Source organism: Streptomyces sp. TRM49041, from assembly GCF_008271805.1.
Lineage (GTDB): Bacteria > Actinomycetota > Actinomycetes > Streptomycetales > Streptomycetaceae > Streptomyces.
Map to the genome: position 1 here is coordinate 146,844 of NZ_VSRY01000171.1, position 19,832 is coordinate 166,675.

A 19,832-nucleotide genomic window follows, 5' to 3' on the forward strand; every position below is an offset into this window, starting at 1 on the left:
GTCCGGGTAGCCGCGCGCCCATGGCTCGTACACCTCGTCGCAGAGACAACAGGGAATCAGGATCCATAAGAAGACGCTCATTGCTGCTCGGCACGGCCGCGGTCGGCGTGTCGGGCGCCCTCGGTACCGCCGGCTGCGCCCGTGTGGCGTCCGGTGACGCCCTCGCGCGGCTGAAGACGCAGGGCACCGTACGGCTCGGCATCGCCGGTGAGGTGCCCTATGGATACGTCGACGAACAGGGGGCGTTCACGGGCGAGGCTCCCGAGCTCGCCAAGGTGGTCTTCAAGCGGCTCGGCATCGACCGCGTCCAGCCGGTCGCCACCGACTTCGGCTCACTCATCCCGGGCCTCAACTCCCAGCAGTTCGATGTCGTGTCCGCAGGCATGTACATCAAGAAGGAACGGTGCCGGCAGGTGCTGTTCTCGGACCCCGAGTACCAGATGCTCGACTCCTTCATCGTGCGCAAGGGCAACCCGCTGGGGCTGCGCTCGTACGAGGACGTGGTGGCCGGGAAGGCACGTCTCGCCACCGGCGCCGGGTACGCGGAGATCGGCTACGCGGTGGCGGCCGGGTACCCCGAGAAGGACATCGTCATTCTTCAGGACCAGGTGGCCGGACTGAACGCCGTCGAGTCCGGCCGTGTGGACGTCTTCGCCGGGACCGCCCTCACCGCGCGCGAAGTGGTGAAGAAGAGCACCAAGGCCGAGGCCACCGAGGCGTTCGCGGCCGTCGTGGACGGGGAGAAGCAGATCGACGGCGGCGGGTTCGCGTTCCGCCGCACCGACCAGGACCTGCGCGACGCCTTCAACGCCGAGATCCTCCGGATGAAGAAGAGCGGCGAGCTCTTCCGGATCCTGCGGCGCTTCGGGTTCACGGAGTCCGAGATGACCACCCTGACCGCCGAGGAGCTGTGCCGATGACCGCAGGACTCTGGCAGAACTGGGTGCTGCCCGGCATCTGGATCACCATCCAGCTGCTGGTCTACAGCGCGGCGCTGGGCGCGTTCGTCGCGTTCGCCGTCGGCATGGCCCGTACGCACCGCTCCCGGTTCGTACGGTTCCTCGCCACCGCGTACACGGAGATCTTCCGCGGCGTCTCGGCCCTGGTGCTGATGTTCTGGCTGTTCTTCGTGGTGCCGCCGCTGCTCGGCTGGCAGCTGGTGCCCGTGTGGGCGGCGGTCCTCGCGCTCGGCCTGTCGTACGGGGCGTACGGGGCCGAGGTCGTACGCGGCGGCCTCAACGCGGTCGCCCCGGCGCAGCGGGAGGCGGCGATCGCGCTGAGCTTCACACCCTGGCAGCGGATGCGGCTGGTGCTGCTGCCGCAGGCGGTGCCGGAGATGCTCCCGTCCTTCTGCAACCTGCTCGTCGAGCTGCTCAAGGGCACGGCCCTGGTGTCGCTGCTCGGCGTCGGCGACGTGTCGTTCGCGGCGTACCTGGTGCGGCTGGCCACCCAGGAGAGCGCCCAGATCTACACGCTCGTGCTCGTCATCTACTTCGTCATCGCGTTCGGCATCACGCGCTCCATGAAGGCGCTGGAACGGAAGACGAAGGCGAACCTTGGGGTGGTCGTCAAGTGAACTGGGACTGGTCCGCCGTAGCGGACTTCATGCCGCGCTTCGCCGACGGGCTGCTGGTGACCCTGCAGATCCTCGTCCTCGGCTCGCTGATCTCGTTCACGCTGGGGCTGGTGTGGGCGGCCGCGTTCCGCGCGCCCAGCCGGCTGGTGCGCTGGCCGGTGCACGCCCTCACCGAGTTCATCCGCAACACCCCGCTGCTGGTACAGCTGTTCTTCCTGTTCTTCGTGCTGCCGGAGTGGGGTGTGCAGTTCTCCGCGCTCACCACCGGCACGATCGCGATCGGGCTGCACTACTCGACGTACACCGCCCAGGTCTACCGGGCGGGTATCGACGCCGTGCCGGCCGGGCAGTGGGAGGCGGCGACGGCGCTCAGCCTGCCGGCCCACCGCACCTGGTTCGCGGTGATCCTGCCGCAGGCGCTACGCCGCATAGCGCCCGCGCTCGGCAACTACGTCATCGCGATGCTGAAGGACACGCCGCTGCTGGCCGCGATCAGCGTGCTGGAGATGCTCCAGCAGGCGCGGCTGGAGAGCGCCACCACCTTCCAGTACACCGAGCCGCTCACCGTCGTCGGTGTCGCCTTCATCCTCATCGCCTACCCGGCTTCCCTTCTCGTACGAGCCCTGGAGCGCCGCCTTGTCCACTGACCAGTCCACCGAACTCATCCGCTTCGACGGCGTGAGCAAGCGCTTCGGCGAGAACACCGTCCTGGACGACCTGTCCTTCTCGGTCGACGCGGGCAAGCACGTCACGCTGATCGGGCCGTCCGGCTCCGGAAAGACGACGATCCTGCGAATGCTCATGACGCTGGAGAGGCCGGACAGAGGAAGGATCGACGTCAACGGGGCACAGCTGTTCCCGGCCGACGAGAAGCAGCGGCGCGAGGTGCGCAAGCAGATCGGGATGGTCTTCCAGCAGTTCAACCTCTTCCCCAACATGTCCGTGCTGCGCAACCTCACCGAGGCGCCGGTGCGGGTGCTGGGCCTCGGCCGGGAGGAGGCGGAGGAGCGCGCCCGCGGCCTGCTCGACCTGGTCGGGCTCACCGAGAAGGCGAGTGCCCGGCCGTCGCAGCTGTCCGGCGGTCAGCAGCAGCGGGTGGCCATCGCCCGGGCCCTGGCCATGCGGCCGAAGGTGCTGCTGCTCGACGAGGTGACGTCGGCGCTCGACCCCGAGCTGGTGGCCGGAGTGCTGGACCTGCTGCGGGACATCGCGCGGAGCACGGACATCACCATGCTCTGTGTCACCCATGAGATGAATTTCGCCAGGGACATCTCGGACGAGGTGCTCATGTTCGACTCCGGACGGGTGATCGAGGCCGGTTCACCGGAGAAAATCTTCTCGGAACCGGAGCACGAACGTACGCGCGAGTTCCTGGGCGCGGTGCTCTGACCTCGCGTTACTCACCCCTGTGGTACCCATGGCATATGCCGATCGGTCGCGCCCCAGCGTATGCGCCTGGGGCGCGGCGCATTCTTGTCAACGGGTGGCCCGTAACCGGCCCTTGGCGGCTATCGTGGTACGGAAGCTTGCGGTCACAACCTGGTAGGGGGAAACCGTGGCGCTGAAGCCTGAGCCGACCGCGCCGTTCCATTCGGTGCAGTACGCCCTGCGCGTCCTGGAAACGGTGTCCCGGCACGGCGGCGGGGTCACCGACGTCCAGATCGCGCGAGAGACCGGGCTGCCGACCGCACATCTGACCCCACTGCTGCGGATGCTGCGCCGTGAGGGGTACGTGGAGCAGGTCGCCGACGGCGCGTATGTCGTGGGTGACTCGCTCGTCCTGCTGGGCTCGGGCGCCACGCGCCGCGAAGCCCTGGAAGCCAAACTCCAGGAGACGCTCACGGAGCTGCGCGACTCGGTCGGCGCCGCCGTGTACATCAGCCGGTACATCGACGGCGAGGTCAAGATCACACAGATGGCGGACGGGCCGCACACGCCGAAGGTCAACGAGTGGGTGGACTTCCGTTCGGCCGCGCACGCCAGCGCGGTCGGCAAGTGCCTGCTGACCCAGCTGGACCAGAACGGCCGGCGGGACCATCTGTCCCGCCACAGGATCGCCCGGCTGACGTCGCGGACGATCACGAGTGAGCGGGTGCTGTTCTCCAAGCTGGACAGCCAGCCGCCGACGGTCCCGGTACTGGACCTCCAGGAGTACGCCGTGGGCACGGTGCGCGCGGCCGTGCCGCTGACCGCCGGGTCGTCGGTCGGCTGCCTGGCGCTGTCGCTCCCGATCGAGCACGCCCACCGGCTGCGCTCGGCGGCGGACACGCTGAACCGGAGGGCGGCTCCGGTGGTGCTGTCGCTGGCGCTGTGAGGGCCGTCAGAAGCACCCCCGAGGACCAGGTAGTATTAAATCCGTCAGCGGGCGCCGCTAGCTCAGTTGGTTAGAGCAGCTGACTCTTAATCAGCGGGTCCGGGGTTCGAGTCCCTGGCGGCGCACAGACGAAAGAAGGCCCCTCGCGAGAGCGAGGGGCCTTCTTGCTGCGCCCTGCCGGTCAGAACCTGACGTCCGAGCAGGCGTAGAACGCGTTGGCCGTGTCGTGGACCGTCCAGACGGCGAGGATCAGATGCCGGCCCGTCTTACCGCTCGGAATCCTCCCCTGGTGCGAGAAGGTGTACGGCGGCTGCCGGCCGTTGTAGGGCACGGTCAGGAAGGGCCGGGGGTCGAGGGCCGCGCGGGTCAGCGGCCTGGAGGCGTCCCAGCCGTCGCGGGTGATGTAGTACCGGAAGTCCGTGGTGCGGTGCGGGGCGGTGAACTGCCAGCGGAAGGTGTAGCTCTGCCCGCTCGACAGCCGGGTCGCCGGCCAGCCGCCGCCCCGGGGGTCGTCGAGCTGGGCGAACCTGCTGTTGCCGCCCGCACAGATGGTGCCGTCGGCGGGGCCGCCGGACGGGAAGCCCTTCGGGCCCTCCACGGACTGCGGCTCCCACTGGATGGACCCGCAGTTCGTGACGGTGCCGTTGGCGCAGAGCTTCTGGCGGCTGATGGGCGCGTCGGTGTAGCCGTGGCTGCCGGCGGTGCCGGTGGCGAGGAGCGAGGCGCCGGCGACGCCGAGGGCGACGACGAGCGCGGTACGTATCTTCTGTCTCTTCTGTCTCTTCTGCCTCTGCTGTCTCTTCTGTCGCATGCTGCGGCTCCGGGGTGGAGGTGGGGGAACGCGCGCGCGAGGAGATGGGGCTCTGGTCTGGACCAACCCCCAATTTACGGAGGGGAATCAGTCATGTCCATACCAATCACGCACCTTCGGCGGGTGGGGCGTGACCGGTGTAGAAGGCGACGGTCAGGTCCTTCACCAGGGCCTTGCGCTCATAGTCGTCGAGGTCGACCAGACCACGCGTGGTCAGCCGGTGGACCATGTCGTCCACGGCGTCCACGACGGAGGTGAGGACGGCGTCGCGGTGCTCGGCGTCGATCGCCGCGATCCGGCGGCGGCGCATCGCCGCCGCGATCTCCGGGGCGTAGTCGATACGGGTCGGCTGCGCCGAGAAGATCTCGACACCGACCGGGGCGCACTCGGTGGCCAGCATCCGGGTCAGCGCCTCGCCCACCGACTCGGCGTCCCGGAGGGTGGGCGTGCCGCCCTGGAACGCGTCGGCCGGGAGCTGGGAGAGTACGCGGGCGAGGGCGGCCTCGACCTGTTCGCGGAGGTACTGCTCGTGGTCCGCCACCGTGAGGGCGGCCCGTACCGTGTCGCGGATCCGCCACACCACCAGGACGACGACCCGCAGGGCCGTGCCGTTCGCGTCGACCGCGGGGAGCGGTTCGCTGCGCCAGTGGCGGAGGCGTACGTCGATGCGGCGGCGGAGCAGGAGCGGGCTCACCCAGACCAGTCCGGTGCGGCGGACGGTGCCGCGGTAGTCGCCGAAGAGGGTGAGCACCCAGGCGTGCCCGACTCGGCCGCGTACCAGCCCACCGAACGCGAACAGCGCGAGCAGCACCCCGACGGCCAACAGCACGGACGGGCCGATGGCCAGGCCCCGCCACGGGTGGAACGGCAGGCCCAGGGCACGCCCCGCCGACTCGGGCACGGCGCCCGACCACCACACCACCACCACGCACACGGCCACCGCGAGGAGGCCGGCCAGCACGCCCACCCATCCGGGCAGGACCGCGCCGGGCCGCTCGGCGAGCCGCGGTTCGGCGCTGGGCGCGGGCCGTCGTCCGGCCGGCACCCCGGCGTGCCGCCCGCCCTTTCCCCGTCCGGTGCCCCGCCGGGTCCCCCCGGCAGGCCCCGGCAGGACCTCCCCGACTGCCCCCAGCAGCATGGTCGCCCCCGGATCGCACAGCGCCGCCGCGTCGCCCCCGTCCGGGTGGGACCCGGCGGGCCGCTCGGCCGACGGCGCCTTGTCCATAAGGACCTGACCGGCCGTGCCCTCCCGGACAGCCGGCTTCACGGCCTCCGTCAGGGGCGCCACGTCGACATCCGGCAGTCCCTTCGCAGACCCCTCGGCGGAGGGCCTCTCGGCGGAGGGCCCCTCGCCGGCACGGCCCTGCCCGGCCGAACCGTCCGAAGAGGCCGAGCGTTCGGGCACCCGCTCCGAAGCGCCCGACTCGGCCAGGACCGAGAGCTTCGCCGTGGCGGGCGGCGCCGCGACGGCTCCGAGCCGTCCGGGCGGCCCCGCGCCGACCGACGGACCTGCCGGGTCACCGGGGGCGCCCGCGGCGGACCGGTCGCCCGCGGCTCCGGGGCCACCCGGGGCGTGTGCGGCGGCGGGGCCCACCGGAGCCGTCGGGGGCGCCACGGCGCCCGGGCCCGTCGGAGCCACCGCGCCCTCCGTGGCGGGCCCGGCGCATGAACCGGCCGCGGCCACCGGAGCCGCACCAGCGCCCGAAGCTGCCGGGACGGTCGCGGCACCCGGGCGCGTCGGGGCCACCGCGCCGTCCATGGCGGGCCCGGCCGGGGCGGCCGCCGCGGCCGGGGCGGCCGTACCGTTCGCGCCTCCGGTGGGCGTGGCCGAGGTGGCGTACCCACCCGTCGGATGCGCCGCCCGGACGGGGTCGTGGTCCGGGGCGGGACCCTCGGGGCGGGACACCGTCGCCGTGGCCTGGCGGCGGGACGCCGTCGCCGTGGCCTCCGGGCAGGGTGCCGCAGCCCGTTCCTCCCGGTAGGGCGCAGCGAACGGGCCGTCAGACCGGGACTCTGCGGCCAGACCCTCCGGGCGGGACAGGGCAGCCTGGCCGTCGGGGCGGGACGCCATGACCGGACCCTCCGCGCGGGACGCCATGTCCGGACCCTCCGCGCGGGACGCCGCAGTCGATCCGTCGTGCCAAGACGGCGTAGCCGGGTCCTCCCACCGGGGCGCCGCAGCCGGGTCCTGCCACCGGGACGTCGCAGCCGGGCCGTCGGGCCAGGGGGTCGTAGCCGGGTCCTGCGGGCGGGGCGCCGCCGACACGCCCTCCCGGCGGGATGCCGGGCTCGAAGTCGTCTGCGGCAAGGGGGTGTCGCCCGGTGAGGGTTCCGGGGCCGCGCGGAAGAGTAGGTGCGTCGGGATCGGGGCCGTGGTGTCGAGTCCGATCAAGGGGACGCGTCGGCCCGGGGGCGGGCCCTCCGGCGTCGCCGTGGTCATGGGTGCCACCTCACGCTCGTCGTGCTCATGGGTCATCGGAAGAGCCGCCTCCATGTCTCCGGGCCCGGGTAGCCGTCCGCGACGCCGCCGCGCCAGCCCTGGGCCCGTTGGAAGTCCTGGACGTTGCGCCGGTCGGCCTCGCCCCAGCGGGGGGTCGGCCCGGTGCCGTAGTGCTTGCCGTAGCCGCGCTTCACCAACTGGCGGCCCAGCATCTCGACGTACTCGTTGGACTGGCCCGGCCGGAAGTGGGCGCGGCCCGGGAACGGCGGGGTCACCGATCCGCTCGCCGCGCGAGCCGGGTTGTCCTTGCCCTTACCGGTGGTCAGCAGCCGCCAGGTGTGCGGGCCCGGCAGCCCGTCCGCCTCGCTGCCCTCCCAGCCCTGGGCGCGCTGGAACGCCTCCGTCGCCTTCCGGTCCGCCTCGTCCCACTTCGGGCCAGGGTTCTTGCTGTAGAAGCGGGCGGCGCCCCACTTGATCAGCATCTGGCCCAGAAGGGTGACGTGGTGGTTGTTCGCGCCGGGGCCGAAGGCGCCCGCCCCCGGGTAGGCCGTGGCCGACGGCGGGCCCTCGTTCCCCCCGGACGACGTGCTGTCCGGGGCCACGCCCAGATAGCGGTACGCCACATAGCGGTCGGAGTTCTTCCAGTACGCCAGGGGCGTCGCCTGCCGCCGCGCGTGCGGCTTCGTCTGCTCGTACGCGATGTAGTGCGTGCGCCGGTGGTCGGTCCAGCCGCCGAAGATCGTGACGTGTGAGCCCTTGACCGGATCGTCCGCATTGTGGAAGAGGAGGATGTCGCCCGGCTCGAGTTCGGCCCAGGCGATCTTCTCGCCGAAGCGGTGGAGGCTGCCGGTCCACTCGTTGGCGGGCAGGTTCCACGCCATGGAGACGTAGCCCGAGCAGTCCTGCCGGTAGCCGTCCGTCCAGTACTTCTCCATCGAGTACGGGACCTTCTCGGCGACCCACCGCTGCGCCCGGCTGATGATGTCCGCGCGGGTGCTCTTGGGGAGCGCCGGCACGGACATCGGCCCGGCCGTCGGCCCCACCTGCGGGAGGCCGTACAGCCCGGCGGTGCCGCCCTGCGGGGTGTCCGTATCGGAGTCGTCGGTGTCGCGGCCGGCCGGGTCCACCGGGTGGAACGGCCTGCCCGCCGAGTGGACGGCGCCGCCCGCCGCGCTCGCGCCGCCGCCCAGGACCACCCCCGCGGTGGTGAACAGCACAAGCGCCCGGCGGGCGCCGTGGGCCGCCGGGTGCCCGCCCGCCCGTGCGGCCCGCCGGAGCGCGAGCTCGCGCCGCCGCCGGGCGCAGCCGGGGCAGGGACAGTCGGCGGCGGGCTCGTACTCCTCGAAGACCGGGACTGTCATACGGTCCCTCCACGCTCGACAAGATCTATGGACATAACGCATTTTGACGGTCGAAAGGGAAAAATGACCATCCGACAGGCACATTGGGGTGGAAATTTCCCAGCCGGTCACCCCGCCCGGAGGCCCGGAGCACTCTCCGGCATCGGGTAGAGTTGTGCAGGTCAGCAGGCGCCGCTAGCTCAGTTGGTTAGAGCAGCTGACTCTTAATCAGCGGGTCCGGGGTTCGAGTCCCTGGCGGCGCACGCGATACCGAGGCTCCCTCGCCACAGACGAGGGAGCCTCGGTCGTTTTCGGCAGCTCGCCTCCGGGGAGCATCCCGAGGGCCGTACCGGACGAGGGCGACGGCCCGGCCGTCAAGGAGGTCCGCACGCGGCTCGGCGTGCGGCGCTCGTCCTCGAACGCCCGACGAGTTCAGCCCCCTGGACACCCCCTGCTCGAAGAGCTTGGGGGAGTCGCAGGAGACGGCGCCCGGTCGCGCGCGCCGGGGTGGTCAGTGCACCGCCGTCAGGTACGCCGAGACCACGACGTTGGCGGAGTACGCGGAGGCCGCGCGGTCGAAGGTGCCGGCGCAGGTGATGAGGCGGAGTTCGGCGCGGGACGGGTCTCGGGGGCCGTAGGCCAGGTGCGCGTCGAAGGTGTGGCGGGAGAAGACGCGGACGTCCTCGACGGTGAACTCGGCGACCGAGCCGTCCGCCCGGCCGATGTGGACGACGGCGCCGGGGCGGACGGAGCTCAGGCCGTGGAACACGGCGGGCTTCGACTCCGTGTCCGCGTGGCCGACCAGAAGTGCGGTGCCGCGTGCGCCCGGTGTGGTGCCGGCCGCGTACCAGCCGACGGTCTGCGGCATCTCGTACGGCGGCGCCTCGATCGCGCCCGACTCCTCCAGGCCGCGGGGTACGACCGGCGCGGTGATGCCGAGCGACGGGACCTCCAGCCGCTGGGGCCTGGCCGACTCGACGGGCCGGTGCGGGGGCGGCAGCGGTACACCGCGGGGGCGGCCGACGGCGGCCACGTCGCCGGTCGTGGGGGCGGACAGGCTGCCCTGCCCGGCGGTGACCTCCTTGCCCCAGAGCCACATGAGGACCAGGAGGAGCGCCCATGTCACGCCCATGAACAGGCGGCCGGTACCGGTCCCGGACGGCATGGCCGGTCAGTCCGTACCCGGGCCGCGGCGGCGGCGCGTGGACCGCAGGGCGACGGCCACGGCGGCGACCGCGGCGAGGACCAGTCCGATGACCGTGTGCCGGGTGCCGGGGCCCTGCTCGGCGACGCTCGGCGCCTCGGCGGCGAGCGGGGCAGCGCCCCCGCCACCGGCCCGGACGGGTGCGTGGGGGCTGGGCGGCGCTGTCGGGGAGACCTGGACGTGGCCGGCGTCGTGGTGGTCGCGGCCGCCGCAGACGACGGTGACCTGGTACGTGCCGGAGGCGAGCCCGGACTTGACGGTGGTGTCGCCGTGCAGCGGGCCGCCCTCGCCCGTACGTCCGGAGAGCTCGGCGTCGGCGACGAACGCCGCGGACCGGACCGTCCCGGCCGCGCCGTCGCAGCCCTCGACGCGGACGTCCACGTCGCCGCCGGGCGTGGCGGCGGCCGGGGTGACCGTGGCGGTGATCCGCGCACCGGCACCGGCGGCCGGGTCGTCCGCGTACGCGGCGTCGGCGGCCGAGGCGAGCGCGAGCACGGCGGCCGGGCCCGCGGCACGGAGAGCAACCAGTCCTGGGCGCATCGTGAACCTCCTCGTACTCGAAGATTCACTCCTGTCGGCGCTCTCCGCATCCGCAGCGGACGGCCGACCGGGTCACTACCGGACGGTAGCCCTCCATGACCTCCCCTCCGGCCGTCAGACCCGTTCCACCAGATCGGCGATCGAGTCGACGACCGTGGAGGGCCGGAACGGGTACCGGTCGACGTCCGCCGGGGTCGTCAGGCCGGTGAGGACCAGGAAGGTCTCCATGCCGGCCTCCAGCCCCGCCAGCACATCGGTGTCCATCCGGTCGCCGATCATGGCGCTGGTCTCGGAGTGGGCGCCGATCGCGTTGAGGCCGGTCCGCATCATCAGCGGGTTGGGCTTGCCGGCGAAGTACGGCTCCTTGCCGGTGGCCTTGGTGATCAGGGCGGCGACCGAGCCGGTGGCGGGGAGCGGGCCCTCGGTGGACGGGCCGGTCTCGTCGGGGTTGGTGCAGATGAAGCGGGCGCCGGTGTTGATGAGCCGGATCGCCTTGGTGAGGGCCTCGAAGCTGTATGTGCGGGTCTCGCCGAGGACGACGTAGTCCGGCTCATGGTCGGTCAGGACGTACCCGATGTCGTGCAGCGCGGTGGTCAGCCCGGCCTCGCCGATGACATACGCGGTGCCGCCGGGGCGCTGGGCGTCCAGGAACCGGGCGGTGGCGAGCGCGGACGTCCAGATGTTGGGGATCGGCACGTCGAGGCCCATGCGGGCCAGGCGGGCGTGGAGGTCGCGCGGCGTGTAGATGGAGTTGTTGGTGAGGACGAGGAACGGCCTCTCCATGTCCCGCAGCTTCTTGAGGAACGCGTCGGCGCCGGGGATCGGAACGCCCTCGTGGATGAGGACGCCGTCCATGTCGGTCAGCCAGGATTCGATCGGCTTGCGCTCTGCCATGGGCGGGACTCCTGCCGTACAGATGACTACTGCGACTGCGTTGCTGGGGCGCCGCGACAGCGCTGTGGCGACGCCCCCAGGGTAGTCACGATGTTCGGATCTCGACCCCGTCGATGACCCAGTACCAGTTGTTGGAGCCGGTGTAGTGAAAGCGGAAGCTGACGGAGGAGGCCCGGGCGGGCACGTCCAGGGTCAGCGACCGGGGCTGGGCGACCACGTCGGAGGTGCAGCCGCGCACGAGGGTGGGGGTGCCGCCGTTGAAGGAGGCGAGGACCCGGGCGGTCTGGCCGGACTCCTGGCGGTGGTGGGTGGTGAAGTCCCCGTCACGTTCATCGACAGCCCGGCCGGCGCCGGGTACGCCGCGCCCAGCACAGCGGGACCTCCTCGGGCTGGTGGCAGTCACCGCGCCGGCCGCCGCGCTGCACCCGGTCGAGTGCGAGTCCGGGACATGGTCGCCGCTGCTCGTCAGCCGACCCGGACGGGGCAGGCTGATCGCGGTGAAGACGACCCTGGACCAGGGAGCCGACCTTCTCGGCTGGGGTGCCGGGCCTGGAGGGACTGCTCGCGCTCGCCGCCGTCCACCTCGGTGTGCTCGCGCTCGCGAGCGGAGGCGACCGTCTGCTCCGTACCGCCGAGTGAGACCGGGCCCGTGAGGCTCAGGGGCGGCGGCGAAGTCTGCGGGTCAGGAGGAGGGCGGCCGCGCCGACGGCGAGGGAGGCTCCGGCGGCCGCGGTCAGCGGCACGATGTTGGCGGCGGCGCGGCGGCCCGTGCTGGCCAGTTCTTCGGGGAAGATGCCGGGCGGGGTCGGGGGAGGAGTCGGGGGCGTGGGCGTGGGCGTGAGCGGGGTCGGGTTCGGGGTCGGGGGGACGTCGGGGACCGCCAGGGCGAAGCGGTAGGCGGCGGACTCGCCCACCCAGTCGCCGTCGTCGCCCCTGCGCTGGACGATCGCCGCTCTGGCGGTGACCTCGTCGGGGCGGGCGGCCGCGGTGAAACCCAGGCTGACGGGGACGGGGACGGTTCCGCGCGCGGGGACCGTGAAGCCGGCGAAAGCGTTGTCGGTGTCGTCGTCGAGTACGCCGACGAGCTCGTTCTGGTCGGTGTGCTCGATCCGGACCGGGCGGTGACCGGCTCCGGCCGTGGTGGAGAAGTTCAGGCGGACCTGGGCGGGGGTCAGGGTGCCCGCTCGGTCCGTCAGGACGATCACCGGATGGATGTTGCGGCAGGGTTGTGCGGTGGTGTTCGTCAGTTCGACGTGCCAGACCTGGGGGGCCGCCCCGGGGCGGTAGGTCGCCGGGCCGCCCTTGATGCGGGTGCGGATCGGGAAGGCGGCGGCCTTCGTGTCGCCGCAGGTGGGTTCACGGCCCGCGACCGTCACGTCGTGGGGCCGGGCTGCATGCGCCAGGGCCGGTGCCATGACGACCACCAGGGTCGAGACTGCTGCTCCGGCGGCCAGGGCGGCGGTGCTGCGCAGTCGCATGGGGATGGCCTTTGCTGCTCGCCGTCGGTCGTCTCCGTCTTCTCAGATGTCCCACGCGGTACGGGGCGCCGCCCCGGCCCGGCGGTCGATTGCGCCCGATCAGCGCAATGGGCGCCTCCCCCAGCGGTCCAGTCCCCGGTCCGGCCCCTAGTCCCGGTCCGCTCCCGCCTAGTCCCGGTCCGCTCCCGCCCCGAGCCCCTCAGCGCCCGAAGAGCGGCGCGAGCACCAGATGCGCGGCGCCCTCCGCGACCAGGTGCGGGGAGCCCGTCGCCAGAGCCACCGGCACCGCGGGCTCGCCCGCGCGGTGGGCGCGGGCCGCGAGGGCGGCGCCCACGCCCCGTACGAACGGCTCCGGCGCCGCCGCGACGGCCCGGCCGCCCAGCAGGACGCGGTCGATGTCCAGGAGGCCGGCGAGGTTCGCGGCGCCAACGCCCAGGACCCTGGCCGCCTCCTCCAGGTCGCCGCGGGCCAGGGCGGCCAGGCACAGGGCCTCCAGGCAGCCGCGCGCCCCGCACCCGCACGGCACGCCGTCGAGCTGGACCGTCTGGTGCCCGAACTCGCCCGCGCCGGTCCGCGCGCCCCGGTGGAGGCCGCCGCCCAGGACCAGCCCGGCGCCCAGGCCCGTACCCACGTGGACGTACGCGAACGACGGCCCGGGCGGCACCGGGTCCCCGCCCCTCAGCGCCAGGGCCAGCGCCGCCGCGTTCGTGTCCTTGTCGAGGGCGACCGGCAGGTCGTCGCCCGGCTCCTCGGACAGTGCGTCCCGCAGCGCGTCGCGCAGTGGGAAGCCGTCCCACGCCGGGAAGCCCGTCACCCGGTGGGTCACCCCCGTGGTGTGGTCGAGCGGCCCCGGCATGGCCACGCCGACGCCCATGAGCGTGCCGTCCCGCCGCAGCGCGGCCACCTCCGTCGCGGCCACCCCCAGGACCTCGTCGGTGCCCGCGCCCAGATCCAGCGGGCGGGTGCGCGCGGCGACGGTGACGCCCGCGAGGTCGACGAGAACCGCGGTCAGCTCGTCCCGGTCCAGATGCAGGCCCACGGCATGGGCGGCGCCCGGGACCAGGCGCAGGAGGGTGCGCGGCTTGCCGCCCGTGGACGCGCCGCGCCCGGCGTCGGCGGCGAGGCCCTCGTCCCGCAGCCGGGCGGTGATCTTGCTGACGGCCTGCGGGGTGAGCCCGGTGCGCTCGGCGAGCTCCAGTCGGCTGACCCCGTCCTCGCCGGCGGCGCGCAGCAGGCCGAGTACGAGCGCGGTGTTGTGGCTGCGGAGGCCGGAGAGGTTCACGCCCGCATTCTGGCGGCGAGGCTTGCGGTAACGCAACAGCGTTGCTTAAGTAGCTCGACATGACCACTCGCTCTGACTCCCCGGACACCCCGGACACCCCTGGCTCGGCCGGCTCCGCCGGCTCCCCTGGCTCCCCTGGCGCCCCCGGCTCCGTCGGCTCCGTCGGCTCTCTGCGTGTCGGACTCGTCGGCTACGGCCTGGCCGGGTCCGTCTTCCACGCCCCGCTGATCGCCGCGACCGAGGGCATGGTGCTCGACACGGTCGTCACGGCGAACGAGGAGCGGCGGCGGCAGGCCCGCGCCGAGTTCCCGGACGTACACCTCGCCGCGTCCACGGAGGAGCTCTGGTCACGGGCGGACGAGCTGGACCTGGTCGTCGTCGCGTCCCCGAACAAGACGCACGTCCCGTTCGCGACGGCCGCCCTGAAGGCCGGTCTGCCGGTCGTGGTCGACAAGCCGGTGGCGGGTACGGCGGCCGAGGCGCGTGCGCTCGCGACCCTGGCGGAGGAGCGGGGCCTGCTGTTCTCCGTGTTCCAGAACCGCCGCTGGGACAACGACTTCCTGACGCTGAGCGCACTGCTCCGCGCCGGTGAACTGGGCGACGTACAGCGCTTCGAGTCCCGGTTCGAGCGGTGGCGGCCGCTGCCGAAGGGCGGCTGGCGGGAGTCGGGCGCGCCGGAGGAGATCGGCGGGCTGCTGTACGACCTGGGCAGCCATCTCGTGGACCAGGCGCTGGTGCTGTTCGGCCCGGCGGTGCGGGTGTACGCGGAGTCGGACGTACGGCGGCCGGGCGCGGCGGCGGACGACGACACGTTCATCGCGGTGACGCACGCGAGCGGGGTGCGGTCCCATCTGTACGTGAGCGCGACGGCGGCGCAGTTGGGGCCGCGGTACCGGGTGCTGGGGTCGCGGGGCGGGTTCGTGAAGTACGGCCTCGACCCGCAGGAGGGCGCCCTGCGGGAGGGTGCCCGGCCGTCCGCCGGCCAGGACTGGGGCGTGGAGCCCGAGTCGCTGTGGGGGCGGATCGGCGCGGGCGAGTCGCCGGTGACGGGCGGCGGACGGCCGGTGCGCACGGTGCCGGGCGACTACCCGGCGTACTACGCGGCCGTCGCGGCCGCCCTGCGGGACGGTACGGCCCCGCCGGTCACGGCCGAGGAGGCCGCGGCGGCGCTGGACGTACTGGAGGCGGCGCGGCGGTCGGCGCGGGAGGGTGTGACGGTGACGCTGTGACGGCCCGGGAGGTGGACGACGGTACCCGCCTCCCGGTGCGAGGCACCGACGCCCTGACGCCCACCGGCCATCGCACCGGGAGGGGGCGGCGAAGCCCTTGCGCCCGCCGGCCCCGCACCAGGAGGGGCGGCGAAGCCCTGACGCCCGCCGGCCGCCTCCCCGCCCCTGGTACCCCTACGCGTCCGCGAACTCCTGCCGCTGCCGCCCGAGCCCCTCGATCTCCAGCTCCACCACGTCCCCGGCCCGCAGGTACGGCTTCGGCTCCGGCCGACCCATGGCGACGCCGGCGGGCGTACCGGTGCTGATGACGTCACCCGGGTACAGCGTCATGAACCGGCTGACGTACCGCACGACTTCCGCGACCGGGAAGATCTGGTCGGCGGTCGTCCCGTCCTGCTTCAGCTCGCCGTTCACCCAGAGCCGGAGCTGCAGGTTCTGCGGGTCGGGGATCTCGTCGGCGGTGACGAGCCAGGGGCCGAGGGGGTTGAACGTCTCGCAGTTCTTGCCCTTGTCCCAGGTGCCGCCGCGCTCGATCTGGAACTCCCGCTCGGACACGTCGTGGCCGACCGCGTACCCGGCGACATGCGCCAGGGCGTCCTCCGCCGAGTCCAGATAGCGGGCGGTACGTCCGATGACTACGGCGAGTTCCACCTCCCAGTCCGTCTTGCGGCTGCCGCGCGGGACGAGGACCGGGTCGTCCGGCCCGACGACCGTGTCCGCCGCCTTCAGGAAGACGACAGGCTCGGTGGGCGGCTCGGCACCCGTCTCGCGCGCGTGGTCGTGGTAGTTCAGCCCGATGCACACGACCTTGCCGACGCGGGCGACCGGTGGGCCGATCCGGAGCCCCGCGGCGTCGTCCGGCACGGGCAGGACGCCCGCACCGGCGGCGGCCCGGACGCGGTCGAGCGCGGCCGCGTCGGAGAGCAGGGCCGCGTCGACGTCCGCGACGAGTCCGGAGAGGTCGCGCAGGATGCCGTCCTGGTCGAGCAGTGCGGGCCGTTCGGCGCCCGCCGGGCCGACACGCAACAGCTTCATGGTCTGTCTCCCTGTGGTCGAGGTGAGCCCCGGCCGATGGAGTGCGGCCATCGTCAGGATTGGCTGATCCTCCAAGAGGTCGGATCACTCCGCAAGACCGTGTTCACGTACTGGACCGAAGGCGGCCGGACCGACCGGAAGAGCGTCGCGCCGAGTCCGACGGCCTCGCCGGCTTCACAGGGTCCGTCGGGCCCGACGGGTCCGTCGGGCCCGACGAGGACCCCGGCCGGTACAGCACGGCCCGCTCCCCAGCACTCCATGTCGTACTGGTCACGACGTACAGCGCGGCGGCCAGCGGCACGACGGCGACGGTCACGAGCGTCCCGAACGACAGCAGCGGCATCACCTTGACCATCGCCCCCATCCCCGGCACACCGTCACCCGCCTCGACGGCACCCATCTGCTCCTTGGTGCGCCGGTACGTATAGGTGGCGACGCCGGCGACGAGCCCGAACAGCGCCAGGTAGACCAGGCCGGACGGCCCGAGCACCCCGCCGTGCGCGAGGGCGTCGGTCCAGCGCCCGCCGAGGGGCGCGGCGAAGAGCGAGTACCCGGCGAGCTCGGTCCGGGAGAAGAGGTGGTACAGGAGGAAGAACACCGGAATCTGAAGCAGCCCGGGCAGGCTCCCGGCCAGCGGCGAGACTTTCTCGCGCGCGTGCAGGTCCAGTACGGCCCGCTGCAGCCGCTCCGGATCCTTGGCGTACTTCTTCCGCACCGCGGCGACCTGCGGGGCGAGCCGCGTACGGGCCCGCTGCCCGCGCGCCGCGGCGAGGGAGAGCGGAAGGAGGGCGGTGCGTACGAGGAGGGTGATGAGGACGATCGCGGCGGGCGCGGAGATCAGCGCGGAAAGCCACTCGAGAAAAGCCACAAAGACAGACAAAGCAAACCCCACGGGTCCAGTCGTGCCGACGAAGAAGACAGAGGACATGCGGAACGGCAGGACGACGGAACGCGCGAAGGGAGCCTTCTCGGCTGTTACGCGACCGCCGCCGGGAGGCGGCGGCCGGGCGCCCGGGGCCGTGGGCGCCCCGAGGCGTCGGGGTCGCGCTGCGGCAGGAAGGCGGTACGCCGGTCACGGTCGCGGAGGGCGGTGCGCACCCGGGTGGGCGGCACGGCGGGCGCGCTGCGGCCGCCGATGACGGCGCAGGTGACGAGCGCGGCGGCGGCCAGCGCGACGGCGGAGAGGGGGGACAGCGGTGAACCGTCCACGAGCAGGACGGCGGCGAGGAGCACGGGCAGCAGCCGCAGGAGGACCCCGTACACGCTGCCTCCCCTCTCCCTCGACACGACTGTTCTCCCCGTCACCGTACAGGAGTTCACCGCGCGCGTGACCGGGCGAGCACGCCCCAGACGATGAGCCGGTGGGTGGCCCGGTACTCGGGGGTGCAGGTGGTGAGGGTCAGATAGCGGCCAGGGCGCTCGTACCCGTACGCGGGGTGCACGAGGCTCCGCGGTACGGGCGCGATGACGCCCACGTCGCGGGGCGAGGTCCGCGGCAGCACGGTGTCGACGACATACGTATGGACGGCGTCCCGGGTCTCCACGAGGACCTCGTCGCCCTCACGGAGCCGGTCGAGGCGGCGGAAGGGCTCGCCGTGGGAGTTGCGGTGGCCGGCGACGGCGAAGTTGCCGGGGCGGCCGGGTTCGGCGGTGCCGGGGTAGTGGCCGGCGAAGCCCTTGTCGAGGACGGTGCGCCGGGAGGTGCCGTGGGCGACGGGGACGGTGAGGCGGAGGGAGGGGACGCGGAGGAGGGCGTAGGCGGTGCGGGGTGGTGCGGTGCCGGCGCGGGCGTCGCCGGTGGGAGGGTGGGAGCGTGCGGCGGCGGAAGGCGACGGCGAAGCGCCCGCGGCGGAATCGCGTCCCCCCTCGCCCGAGCCCTCGCCCGTTCCCTCCCGCTCCCCCTCCCCTTCCCACTCCCGCTGGAGAAGCTGTACGTGCCGCTGGGCACCGGCCCGGGCCTGGTGGTTGGTCCACCACAACTGGTGGACGACGAGGAGCAGCACGACCACCCCGACGGTGACGAGCGCCTCGCCACAGCCCCACCACGCCCTCGCGAACACCACCCGCCTCCGTGACACCCGCGCACCATAGGTGGTCCGTCCACAACCCACCAGAGCACTGCCGTACAGCAGTACGGTGGTGACCATGCGCCTCGACACGCCTGCTGACCACACGAACGAAGCCGAGCGGCTGCTGCGCACCGCGACGCAGTACCCGGGGGACCGCGAGCCGCTGCTGCTCCGGGCGGCCGCGCACCTGGAGCTGGCCGGCGACCGCGCCCGCGCGACGACGCTCTACGACACCCTGCTGTCCACTCCCCCGGCCCCGGACAACCCCCATCTCGTACGGGCGCTGAAGGCCGCCAACCTGTGGGAGTACGGCCACGAGGCGGAGGCGCGGGCGATCATCGAGGGCCTGCGGGCGATGAAGCCGACGAACGCGACGGCGTGGGAGATCATCGGGGAGGCACTGGAGGCGCACGACGAGCTGGAGGCGTCGGAGGAGACGTTCACTGCGGCGGCGCGGGCGCTGGCCCCGCTCCCGCACGACGAGGAGGTCACGTATCCGACCCAGTCCCTCCTCACCTCCCGGCACCGCGTCCGCCGCCTGCTGGGCCTCTGGCACGACGACTGGGACGTCCTGGCGGACCGCATGCACCTGGGCACGGTCCCGCTGGACGAGCTGCACGACCCGAAGCGCACCTGGGCGCTGGGCTCGTCGGACCCGGCGGAGCTGAAGGCGGAGATCACCCGCCTGCGCAGCGAGCTGGGCTCGTACCGTACGGCGCTGTCACGCCCGTTCCCCGTGGCAGTGCTGCTGTGGCCGCGCGAGGAGCTGACCGAACTGCTGGCGGCGTACCCGGAGCTGGAGGCGGAGTACCCCACGTACGAGGCCCACCTCACCGACCTGGAGGCGTCCCTCCGCGAGCTCGCATCCGCGGGCACGCCCAACCTCGGCATCGTCCGCGGCACGGTCCCCTCCTACGAGGCCTTCGCCGCCTCCGAGACAGCGTCCCCGTCCAACGCCGACCTCCTCCCCCAGTACGCCACCACCCTCGCCGCCCGAGGCCGAGCCACCCCCTGGCCCCCGTCCCGCACGGGCCCTTGCTGGTGCGGCTCAGGGACGGCGTACGGGGAGTGCCACGGCAAGGAGTAGCCGTGGCAGCGTCTCGTCACCGAGCGGCTCCCGCGGCCGTCTAGCCCCGGACTTCGCAGGTCACCGTTTCAGGTCGTGACTGGGGCCGACCGGCTACGGGGCTGCCTCGCGGAATAGGGCCAGGAGGGCGTGAGCCTGCGGGGCACCCGCGTCGAAGAACTGCGTGGCCAGTGCGGGTGGCACGGCGGTTCCATACATGCGGACTTCATGGCAGCTGAAGCAGAACGCCGCCTCGAACAGCGCCAGGTCGAGAGTGTCCGCGTACGCCCGGACGCTCCAGCCCGGCGAGAAGCCGCAGCGGTGCTGCTCACTGCCGGGCAAGCTCTCGATCAAGGCCAGGACCCCGGCTGCCTCGCTCCCGATCCAGTGGGCGCCCGCCCTGCCGGGATACGGGGCGCCCCGCTTTGTCGGGAGTTCGGAGATCCTTATGACCTCCAGCAACACGGCGGTGGCTACGGCTTCGGCGGGGAGCTGCATGTGCGTAGTCTGCCCGCGCCCAGTACCGGGGCGGTGCACCTGCCCGAGGGGGCCGA

The 19,832-nt window shown here is 73.0% G+C and carries 20 protein-coding genes, 2 tRNA genes and 1 pseudogene; 9 read left to right on the forward strand and 14 right to left on the reverse strand.

Going from position 1 to position 19,832, the window contains the following annotated elements; translation table 11 throughout:
- Positions 1-20: 20 nt before the first annotated feature.
- From ehuB to FVS66_RS31910, 6 genes are all read left to right on the forward strand, one after another.
- Positions 21-920, forward strand: coding sequence for an ectoine/hydroxyectoine ABC transporter substrate-binding protein EhuB (ehuB, locus tag FVS66_RS31885; protein WP_149184730.1), 900 nt, complete (start codon positions 21-23; stop codon positions 918-920).
- The gene (gene ehuC, locus FVS66_RS31890; protein ID WP_149184731.1) at positions 917-1,576 is read left to right on the forward strand and encodes an ectoine/hydroxyectoine ABC transporter permease subunit EhuC; all 660 of its coding nucleotides are present in this window, start codon (positions 917-919) and stop codon (positions 1,574-1,576) included. Before ehuB ends, ehuC begins: the two co-directional genes overlap by 4 nt.
- A complete protein-coding gene (ehuD, locus tag FVS66_RS31895; RefSeq protein WP_149184732.1) occupies positions 1,573-2,223 on the forward strand; it encodes an ectoine/hydroxyectoine ABC transporter permease subunit EhuD in 651 nt (216 codons plus the stop codon). The genes ehuC and ehuD overlap by 4 nt, the downstream gene beginning before the upstream one ends.
- On the forward strand, positions 2,213-2,965 hold the full coding sequence (gene ehuA / locus FVS66_RS31900; protein WP_149184733.1) for an ectoine/hydroxyectoine ABC transporter ATP-binding protein EhuA: 753 nt from the start codon (positions 2,213-2,215) through the stop codon (positions 2,963-2,965). The genes ehuD and ehuA overlap by 11 nt, the downstream gene beginning before the upstream one ends.
- A 166-nt stretch (positions 2,966-3,131) precedes the next feature.
- On the forward strand, positions 3,132-3,890 hold the full coding sequence (locus tag FVS66_RS31905; RefSeq protein WP_149184734.1) for an IclR family transcriptional regulator C-terminal domain-containing protein: 759 nt from the start codon (positions 3,132-3,134) through the stop codon (positions 3,888-3,890).
- Positions 3,891-3,941: 51 nt separating this feature from the next.
- Positions 3,942-4,015: transfer RNA gene (locus FVS66_RS31910), tRNA-Lys, on the forward strand.
- A 56-nt stretch (positions 4,016-4,071) separates the two neighbouring features.
- Here FVS66_RS31910 and FVS66_RS31915 read toward each other — a convergent pair.
- From FVS66_RS31915 to FVS66_RS31925, 3 genes are all read right to left on the reverse strand, one after another.
- Positions 4,072-4,701 carry a lytic polysaccharide monooxygenase gene (locus FVS66_RS31915; RefSeq protein WP_149184735.1) on the reverse strand — a complete coding sequence of 210 codons (630 nt, stop codon included), beginning with the start codon at positions 4,699-4,701 and terminating at the stop codon, positions 4,072-4,074.
- Positions 4,702-4,807: 106 nt separating this feature from the next.
- Entirely contained in the window at positions 4,808-6,799 is a 1,992-nt protein-coding gene (locus tag FVS66_RS31920; RefSeq protein WP_262387320.1) for an SPFH domain-containing protein, read from the reverse strand.
- Positions 6,800-7,173: 374 nt separating this feature from the next.
- The gene (locus FVS66_RS31925) at positions 7,174-8,502 is read right to left on the reverse strand and encodes a peptidoglycan-binding protein (protein ID WP_149184736.1); all 1,329 of its coding nucleotides are present in this window, start codon (positions 8,500-8,502) and stop codon (positions 7,174-7,176) included.
- A gap of 168 nt (positions 8,503-8,670) precedes the next feature.
- On the opposite strand from FVS66_RS31925, the gene FVS66_RS31930 reads away from it, so the two are divergent.
- A tRNA-Lys gene (locus FVS66_RS31930) sits at positions 8,671-8,744 on the forward strand.
- A 248-nt stretch (positions 8,745-8,992) separates the two neighbouring features.
- Here the strand turns inward: FVS66_RS31930 and FVS66_RS31935 are convergent.
- From FVS66_RS31935 to FVS66_RS31960, 6 genes and pseudogenes are all read right to left on the reverse strand, one after another.
- Complete coding sequence (locus FVS66_RS31935; RefSeq protein ID WP_149184737.1) at positions 8,993-9,646, reverse strand: class F sortase; 654 nt, start codon at positions 9,644-9,646, stop codon at positions 8,993-8,995.
- 6 nt (positions 9,647-9,652) lie between these two features.
- The gene (locus FVS66_RS31940) at positions 9,653-10,225 is read right to left on the reverse strand and encodes a hypothetical protein (RefSeq protein WP_149184738.1); all 573 of its coding nucleotides are present in this window, start codon (positions 10,223-10,225) and stop codon (positions 9,653-9,655) included.
- A 114-nt stretch (positions 10,226-10,339) separates the two neighbouring features.
- Entirely contained in the window at positions 10,340-11,119 is a 780-nt protein-coding gene (locus tag FVS66_RS31945; RefSeq protein WP_149184739.1) for an HAD-IIA family hydrolase, read from the reverse strand.
- An 85-nt stretch (positions 11,120-11,204) separates the two neighbouring features.
- Positions 11,205-11,438, reverse strand: a pseudogene (locus FVS66_RS31950) (nucleotide pyrophosphatase); the annotation flags it as partial.
- Positions 11,439-11,775: 337 nt separating this feature from the next.
- Positions 11,776-12,597 carry a hypothetical protein gene (locus FVS66_RS31955; RefSeq protein ID WP_149184740.1) on the reverse strand — a complete coding sequence of 274 codons (822 nt, stop codon included), beginning with the start codon at positions 12,595-12,597 and terminating at the stop codon, positions 11,776-11,778.
- Positions 12,598-12,796: 199 nt separating this feature from the next.
- Positions 12,797-13,879 (reverse strand): ROK family transcriptional regulator, encoded by a 1,083-nt coding sequence (locus FVS66_RS31960; protein ID WP_149184741.1) that lies wholly within the window; start codon positions 13,877-13,879, stop codon positions 12,797-12,799.
- A 59-nt stretch (positions 13,880-13,938) separates the two neighbouring features.
- Between FVS66_RS31960 and FVS66_RS31965 the strand changes: the two genes are divergently transcribed.
- Positions 13,939-15,108: a Gfo/Idh/MocA family oxidoreductase gene (locus FVS66_RS31965; RefSeq protein WP_149184742.1), complete on the forward strand. Its 1,170-nt coding sequence runs from the start codon at positions 13,939-13,941 to the stop codon at positions 15,106-15,108.
- A gap of 174 nt (positions 15,109-15,282) precedes the next feature.
- On the opposite strand, the gene FVS66_RS31970 is transcribed toward FVS66_RS31965, so the two are convergent.
- The 4 genes from FVS66_RS31970 to FVS66_RS31985 form a co-directional block, all read right to left on the reverse strand.
- On the reverse strand, positions 15,283-16,143 hold the full coding sequence (locus FVS66_RS31970; RefSeq protein WP_149184743.1) for a fumarylacetoacetate hydrolase family protein: 861 nt from the start codon (positions 16,141-16,143) through the stop codon (positions 15,283-15,285).
- A gap of 103 nt (positions 16,144-16,246) precedes the next feature.
- Entirely contained in the window at positions 16,247-17,023 is a 777-nt protein-coding gene (locus FVS66_RS31975; RefSeq protein WP_149184744.1) for a membrane protein insertase YidC, read from the reverse strand.
- A gap of 95 nt (positions 17,024-17,118) precedes the next feature.
- Positions 17,119-17,406, reverse strand: a complete 288-nt coding sequence (locus tag FVS66_RS31980; RefSeq protein WP_187645789.1) for a DUF6412 domain-containing protein — start codon at positions 17,404-17,406, stop codon at positions 17,119-17,121.
- A gap of 53 nt (positions 17,407-17,459) precedes the next feature.
- Positions 17,460-18,221, reverse strand: a complete 762-nt coding sequence (locus FVS66_RS31985) for a class E sortase (RefSeq protein WP_262387321.1) — start codon at positions 18,219-18,221, stop codon at positions 17,460-17,462.
- Between the two features lie 67 nt (positions 18,222-18,288).
- On the opposite strand from FVS66_RS31985, the gene FVS66_RS31990 reads away from it, so the two are divergent.
- Positions 18,289-19,299: an SEC-C domain-containing protein gene (locus FVS66_RS31990; RefSeq protein WP_149184747.1), complete on the forward strand. Its 1,011-nt coding sequence runs from the start codon at positions 18,289-18,291 to the stop codon at positions 19,297-19,299.
- 93 nt (positions 19,300-19,392) lie between these two features.
- On the opposite strand, the gene FVS66_RS31995 is transcribed toward FVS66_RS31990, so the two are convergent.
- On the reverse strand, positions 19,393-19,776 hold the full coding sequence (locus FVS66_RS31995; RefSeq protein ID WP_149184748.1) for a hypothetical protein: 384 nt from the start codon (positions 19,774-19,776) through the stop codon (positions 19,393-19,395).
- Positions 19,777-19,832 lie beyond the last annotated feature (56 nt).